At 71.3% G+C, this 7193-nt stretch carries 6 protein-coding genes; 4 read left to right on the top strand and 2 right to left on the bottom strand.

From position 1 onward, the window contains the following. On the bottom strand, nucleotides 1-337 hold a 337-nt coding region (locus tag SACSA_RS25735; RefSeq protein ID WP_198008951.1), incomplete at its 3' end, for a 2-oxoglutarate dehydrogenase E1 subunit family protein. A gap of 419 nt (nucleotides 338-756) precedes the next feature. Here SACSA_RS25735 and SACSA_RS0105365 point away from each other — a divergent pair. Genes SACSA_RS0105365 through SACSA_RS0105350 form a run of 4 tightly spaced genes read left to right on the top strand, consistent with a single transcriptional unit; the run spans nucleotide 757 to nucleotide 3373 of the window. Next, nucleotides 757-1218, top strand: coding sequence for a YbaB/EbfC family nucleoid-associated protein (locus tag SACSA_RS0105365; RefSeq protein ID WP_019814146.1), 462 nt, complete (start codon nucleotides 757-759; stop codon nucleotides 1216-1218). 42 nt (nucleotides 1219-1260) lie between these two features. Then, nucleotides 1261-1584, top strand: a complete 324-nt coding sequence (locus SACSA_RS0105360; RefSeq protein WP_019814145.1) for a type VII secretion target — start codon at nucleotides 1261-1263, stop codon at nucleotides 1582-1584. Next, nucleotides 1584-3134 (top strand): WXG100 family type VII secretion target, encoded by a 1551-nt coding sequence (locus SACSA_RS26620; protein ID WP_028661564.1) that lies wholly within the window; start codon nucleotides 1584-1586, stop codon nucleotides 3132-3134. The genes SACSA_RS0105360 and SACSA_RS26620 overlap by 1 nt, the downstream gene beginning before the upstream one ends. Nucleotides 3135-3142: 8 nt before the next feature. Further along, complete coding sequence (locus SACSA_RS0105350; RefSeq protein ID WP_019814144.1) at nucleotides 3143-3373, top strand: hypothetical protein; 231 nt, start codon at nucleotides 3143-3145, stop codon at nucleotides 3371-3373. A 37-nt stretch (nucleotides 3374-3410) separates the two neighbouring features. Here the strand turns inward: SACSA_RS0105350 and SACSA_RS21665 are convergent, their stop codons facing one another. Further along, nucleotides 3411-7166, bottom strand: coding sequence for an ABC transporter ATP-binding protein (locus SACSA_RS21665; RefSeq protein WP_048876488.1), 3756 nt, complete (start codon nucleotides 7164-7166; stop codon nucleotides 3411-3413). Nucleotides 7167-7193 lie beyond the last annotated feature (27 nt).

Below are 7193 nucleotides of genomic sequence, written 5' to 3'. Positions count from 1 at the left end.
CGGCGCCGTCGCCCTTCGGGGCCGCCGGGGCCTGCCGCCCGGTTGCCGTCTGTTGTGTGGAGCCGGGCTGCTGCGTGGTGCCCGTCCGGGACGCGGTGGTCGACGGCTTCGTCGCGCTGGTCCCTGCGTCCGTGGCCGACTTGCCGTTGGGCGAGGCCGCGCGTCCGGTCGCGGCGGAGTCCGACTTCGCCCGGTTGTCCTGGGTGGGAGTGAAGTCTGCGAAGAACTCATGCCAGGCGGCATCGACTGAGGAAGGGTCGGCGAGGAACTGGTCGTACATTTCCTCGACGAGCCATTCGTTGGGGCCGAACTGTGACGCAGGGCTGCTGCTGGACACGGCTGGGACTCGCCTCTATCCGTCTCGATCTTGGTTGGTCGCTTGCGCGCCTACCAGGCTAACCCCCTGGTTTGTCCGTTCGTCAGCGAAGTCGGTCACGGCGCTCTCCGAACCGGTGCGCCACGGAGCTTTACCGATGAAGTGATATTTGTCACACGAACCTGCCGGGGGATGGCGCGTCGGCATCAGCGGAACGCTCGTTCGGCCCTGTCGGGAGCGGGCCGGCACCCGTGCCGGCGCCGCCGGGGCGTGTCCTGCGGCCATGCCGGACACACATTCAGCCGACCAGCCGTTTCGGCCTTGCTCGTTACTCGCCGACGATGTCATGCGTGCGCATCGCCGCACCGCGCGGAGAGCACCGGGAACCGGCGAGGCGCGCCCTCCGTCTCTGTAGTGCTGGACCGGGAAGGGAGAGGGCCGTGGCCGATCTGGGGGACGTCGAGCGGATGGTGGACGACTGGGAGCGGGACGCCACCGAGCGGGCGCAGCGCTACGAGCGCATGCGCGAGGAGGTCGAGCAGATCTCGATCACCGAATCGGTGGCCTCCGGGGCGGTGAGCGTCACGGTGGGCTCCAACGGTGTGCCCACCGACGTGGCGATGACCGACGCGGTGCGGTCGATGAGCCCCGACGAGATCGCGGCCAGTGTCGTGCGGGCCATGCACAAGGCGCAGGCGCGGTACCCGGAGCGGCTGCGGGAGATCACCGAGGCGACCGTTGGTGACGACCGGATCAGCAGGCACATCCTGGCCACCGCCGCGGAACAGTTCCCCGAGGACCCCGAGCCGGACGAGGAACAGGCCCCGCCCTCGGGTCGCGAGCGGCGGTTCGAGCCCGAGGACGACGACTTCGGCGGTGAGTCCTTCTTCCGCCGTGGTTGACCGAAACGCGCACGGCGACCGACGAGAACTGGGGGTTCGAGGATGACAAGCGGTGGTGCGGGTTACGAGGTCCTCACCGGCGAGCTGCACGCGCACTCCGGCAAGGTCGACGGCTTCGCGGAGCGGATGCGCACGGCGGTGGACGCGGCACGCCAGGTCACGATGGACAACAGCGCCTACGGCGTGATCTGTCAGCCGTTCGCGCTGTTGCTCCAGCCGTTCGAGGAGATGGGCGTCACCGCGCTGGAGCAGGCCGCCGAGACGATCTCCGAGACGGCGGGGAAGGTGCGGGAGGCCGCGGACGCCTACACCGGCCAGGAGGGTGAGACCGCGTCGGCGGTCACGCAGGCGGGAAGCGGTCTGTGATGACCGGGCCCAACCCGCTGGTGGCGCAGGAGCAGTCCCAGACCACGGCGATGACCGGCATCGGCATCGCCGAGTCCGCGCAGGGACTCGCACAGGGCATCGAGGACGGGTCGTGGGTGGCCGCCGGGCTGGGGGCGGTCGGTATGGGCCTCGAAGTGCTGTCCATGGCGATCGATCCGGTCGGCACGCTGTTGCAGTACGGGGTGTCATGGCTGGTCGAGCACGTCCAGCCGCTCAAGGAGGCACTCGACTGGCTGGCCGGTGACCCGCCGGTGATCCAGTCGTTCTCGGACACCTGGGCCAACGTCGCCACCGAGGTGGCCGCGATCTCCGAGGAGATGGCCGCCGAGGCGGACAACGGCACCGCAGGCTGGACCGGCGCGGGAGCGGACGCCTACCGGGAGTCGGCGGCCGTCCAGGCCGACGCGGTGGCGGGCGCGGCGTCGCTGTCGCAGGGCATCTCCACCGGTGTGATGATCATGGGTGAGGTCGTCGCGGCCGTGCGGGAGACCGTGCGCGACCTCGTGGCCGAGCTGGTGGGCAAGCTGATCACGTGGGCGTTGGAGGCGGCGGGCACTCTCGGCTTCGCCACCCCGCTGGTGGCCGCGCAGGCCACGGCCGCGATCAGCAAGGCGATCTCCACGATCAGCGACCTGATCCGCAAGCTCGTCAAGACGATCAGCAACGTCTCCCCGCTGCTGCGCCGCGTGGTCTCGAAGCTGGACGAGATCATCCAGGCGCTGGCGAAGCTGGGCCGCAAGATCGACGGCGGGAGCCCGTCCGGCGCGACCACCCCGTCCGGCGCGGCCACGCCCGGAATCGACACGCCGACGGTGCGGCCGGACGGCGGTACGGCCCCGAGCAGTTCTACGGCCCCGAGCAGTTCTACGGCGCCGAGTAGTTCCACGGGGCCGAGCGGGACCACGGCGCCGAGCGGAACGGGGCTCCGGCGGCCGGATGCGACGGGAGTGACTGGTCCGGGCACGTCCGGTCCGGACCACTCGCTCGACGGCAGCCGTCAGACATCACCCGTCAGAAGCGACGGTGGGTCGGCGGCCGCGGGGCAGTCCGGCGGTTCCAGCCGCCCCCGGATGGACGACACAGTCCGCTCGTGGGAGCGCAACGATCGGTGGGCGAACGAGGCGTACGACAACATCAGAGCTTCCGACGATGTGGCCGCCGTCGCGCGTAACCTCGAGAACGCACCCCGCCTCGACGGTGGTACGGGGTTCAGCCATGCGGAGGTCGAACGCATCAAGAACCATGTCTTCTTCGAGACGCATCCACTGGACGACGGTGCTGGCGGCGTCGTGCACGAGAGGTTCGAGGCCAACCCCGACATGGCGGAAGCGTGGCTGCGGCTCCGGTCCGGCCGACACCAGTCCGAAGACCTCGCGCTTCTGGAACACGAACTCGCCGAGAGCGACTACTGGCAGCGAAACCCGAATGCGGTGTACTGGGAGGCGCACCGGGCCGCGAACGAGGTGTCCAATTGGGAAGATCGGATTCCGGCCGCGACCAATGAAGACTACAACGAGCCTTGGAGGTAGGCCTTCACATGGCGATGCTCGTCAATTTGCGCCGTGTCGACGACAATGGGACCGTCGCGAAGTACTGGTTCCAGTCGGCGAGTGGTCCTCGACGGGTACTGTTCTTCGACCGCGCCTCGGAACGAGTGTGGCCGGAGGACGAGAATCGGGACGCTGTTTTCCGGGCCGCGGCGACGAAGCTGTCGAAAATCTGGCTTCAGCGCAACGAGCTGCCAGAAACGACTGTTCATCAGGCCTGATCCCCGGCTCGAATCGGCTCGAATCCAGGACGGTCTGTCAGGCGCCGGGTCCCGCGCCATCGGGGTGCACGCGTGTTCTGTCCGCGCCGTCCGGTGCCACGCTGAGCTTCCACAGCCGCGCGTAGTGGCCGTCGGCGGCCACGAGTTCGTCGTGGGTGCCCTGCTCGACGATGCGGCCCTTGTCGAGCACCACGATGCGGTCCGCCCTGGCGGCGGTGGCCAAGCGGTGGGCGACCACGAACGTCGTGCGCCGCCGGGCCACCTCGTCGGTGGCGCGAAGCACCACCGCCTCCGTCGACGGGTCGAGTGCCGCCGTGGCCTCGTCGAGCAGCAGCACGTCCGGGTCCACCAGCTCCGCCCGCGCCAGCGCCACGAGCTGACGCTGCCCTGCCGACAGCGACCGGCCGCGCTCCCCGACCTGCTGGTGGAAACCGTGCGGCAGCGCCGCGACGCCTTCGAGCGCGCCCACCGCGCGCACGGCCTCCTCCACCTCGGCGTCGGTGGCATCGGGACGGCCGTAACGCACGTTGTCGGCCACCGTGCCGGAGAACAGGTGCGCCTCCTGCGGTACGACGCCGAGCCTGCCGCGCAGGCCCGCCAGGTCGTAGTCGCGCACGTCCACCCCGTCGAGGTAGACCGTGCCACCGGTGACGTCGTAGAAGCGTGCCACCAATTTGACCACGGTGGACTTGCCCGCGCCGGTCGCGCCGACCAACGCCACGGTGGTTCCGGCGGGCACGTGCAGCGACATCCCGCTCAGCGCGGGTGTCTCCGCGCCCGCGTAGGAGAAGTCCACGTCGCAGAGCTCGACCTCGCCGCGCAACCGGGGCGGTACCGGCACCGGATCGTCGCTCTCCGGTACCGACGTCGGCGTGCGCAGCAGGTCACCGATGCGGCGTAGCCCCACCTTGGCCTGCTGGTAGCCGTCGAACACGGTGGACAACTGCTGCACAGGGGAGAAGAACAGTCCCAGATACAGCAGGAACGCCATCAACACGCCGACGGGCAGGGTCCCGGCGGCCACCCGGTTCGCGCCGGTGACCAGCACGGCGGCCTCGGCGACGCCGGAGAGCAGTGTGACGAACGGGAAGTAGGTGGCCACGTAACGCTGTGCCCGTAGCCGGGCGCGGCGGTAGGCGTCGCTGCGCGAGGCGAACTGCCGGGCGGAGTGCTGCTCGCGGGTGTAGGCCTGGGACACCCGCAGCCCGCTGACGTTTTCCTGCATGTCGGCGTTGACCGCGCTGACCCGCTCGCGCGCCTCGGTGTAGGCGGCCGAGACGCGCCGGTGGAACACCCAGGTCGCGATCAGCAGCACGGGAAGCACCGCGAACACCACGAGCGCGAGCCCGAGGTCGGTGAGCAACAGCGCGCCGCCGATCCCGAGGATCGTCAGCATGCTCACCACCGCCGTGGCGAGTCCGGTTTGCAGGAACGTCGACAGCGCGTCGACGTCGGTGGTCATCCGGGTCATGATCCGGCCCGCGAGCTCGCGCTCGTAGTAGTCGAGGCCGAGCCGTTGCAGGTGTGCGTAGCTGCGCACCCGCAGCAGGTAGAGCACCGATTCGCCGGTGCGCGCGGTCATCCGTGTCTGCACGGCGACCGCCAGCCAGTCCACCGCGATCACCAGCGCGCCGATCCCGGCGGCCATCAGCACGACCGACTCCGCACCGGCGCGGACGCCGTCGTCGACCCCGCTGCGGTAGAGCGCGGGCACCGCGACGGTGGCCAGCGCGTCAACGGCCACCAGCGCCACGACCGCCGCCAGCAGCGCCCGCACGGGCCGGAGAACCCCGCGCAGCGTGAACCGGGGATCGGGTGCGGCCGGGTCGGTCTCGCCGAGCTCGGGCCTGCCCGTGGCCTCGGGTAACTCGCGCACGCGGCGCAGCAGGTCGGGTGTCGGCGGAAGGTCCAGCGAGGCGCGTCCTCCGGGGCCGCCGCGGGGGGCCGTGAGCGCACGCCGCGCCGCCGCCTCGGCGGATTCGGTGCTGTCGTCCTCGGCGTCGGAAACGGTGTCCTCCGGCCACAGCCCCGGGGTGAGGCCGGTGGTCTCGTCGCGTTCGAGCGTGCCGTGCCGGTGCACGTGCTCGACGTCCTCGTCCGGCCCGGAGACCAGGTCCCGGAACAGCGCGCACCGCTGCTGGAGTTGTCCGGCTGTGCCGACGTCGACCACGCGCCCCTGGTCGAGCACCGCGATCCGGTCGGCCAGTGCGAGCGTGGAGCGCCGGTGCGCGATCAACAGGGTGGTGCGGGAGCGGGTGACCCCGCGCAGGGTCTCGTGGATCGCGGCCTCGGTCACCGTGTCGACCGCCGAGGTGGCGTCGTCGAGCACGAGCACCCTCGGGTCGGTGAGCAGGGCGCGCGCCAGGCCGATGCGCTGCCGTTGCCCGCCCGACAGGGTCAGCCCGCGTTCGCCGACCTCGGTGTCGTAGCCGTCGGGCAGCGCGGAGATGAACTCGTGTGCCTCGGCCGCGCGGGCCGCCGCGACCACCTCCTCGTCCGTGGCGCCCGGCTTGCCGTAGGCGATGTTGCCGCGCACGGTGTCGGAGAACAGGAACGGCTCCTCGAACACCACCCCGATGGTGCGGCGCAGGTCGCTCAGCGTGAGATCCCGGACGTCGGTGCCGCCGACGCGCACGGAGCCGGAGTGCGGATCGTAGAACCGCGGCAGCAGCAGCGAGACGGTGGACTTGCCCGACCCGGCCGTGCCGACCAGCGCGAGTGTCTCGCCGGGGTGTGCCCGCAGGGAGAGGCCGTCGAGCACGGGTTCGTCGCGGGTGTAGCCGAACCGCACGTCGTCGAGGCGGACGTCGAGCTGTCCGTCCGGCACCGCGACCGGGTGCTCGGGATCGCGCACCTCGGGCTGGGCGTCGACGAGTTCGTGCACCCGTTCCGCGCCGGCGCGGGTGAGCTGAGCCTGCACGACGAGGCTCGCCAGCATGCGCGCGGGACCGACCAGCGCGGAGACGTAGGTGGCGAAGGCCAGGAACGTACCGAGGCTGATCTCGCCGCGCAGGGCGAGGATGCCGCCGAGGGCCAGCACGGCGACCTGCCCGGCCGCGGGCAGTGCGGAGGTCGTCGCGGTGGGCACGGCCGACAGCCGGGCCGCCCGCAGCCGCTCGGCGTAGAGGGTCCGGGCGGTGCCCTCGAGCGTGCCGACCTCGCGGGACTCCTGCCCGAACCCCTTGACCACCCGCACGCCGGTGACCGTCTCCTCGACCTGCTGGGCCACTTCGGCGGCGCGTTGCTGCGCCGCCCAGGTCGCGGGGAAGAGCCGTTTCCTGCTGACCGCCACCACGATGCCCACGGCCGGTGCCACCACGAGGGCGATGACGGTGAGCAGCGGTGACATCCACAGCATCGCGCCGAGCGCCAGAAGCGCGAACACCACCGAGCCGATCGAGAGCGGCACCTGCATCAGGAAGCTGGTGACCAGCTGGAGGTCGGTGATGGCGCGCGAGACGATCTGGCCGGTACGCAACGAGTCCTGCGTGCCGCCGTCGAGCCGGGACACCGAGGCGAACACGTCGCGGCGCAGGTCGTGCTGCACGTCCAGCGCCAGGCGGCCCCCGAGGTAGCGGCGGGCGAAGGCGCTGCCGAAGGCCACCACTTGCAGCGCGAGCAGGGCGGCCGCGAGCAGGCCGAGACGCCCTGTCTCGCCGTCCACGGCGTCGTCAACGGCGGCCCGCACCAGCAGCGGTGTGCCTGCCTGGACGCCGACGCCGAGGACGGCCGCCGCGAGCGCGAGCGTGACCAGCACCGGATGCCGCAGGCAGGCCCGGGCGAGGCGACGCAACCAGCCGCCGTGCGCGGCGTGGCTCTC

It is taken from the genome of Saccharomonospora saliphila YIM 90502, assembly GCF_000383795.1.
GTDB lineage: Bacteria > Actinomycetota > Actinomycetes > Mycobacteriales > Pseudonocardiaceae > Saccharomonospora > Saccharomonospora saliphila.
This window is presented reverse-complemented; position numbering and strand designations above follow the sequence as displayed.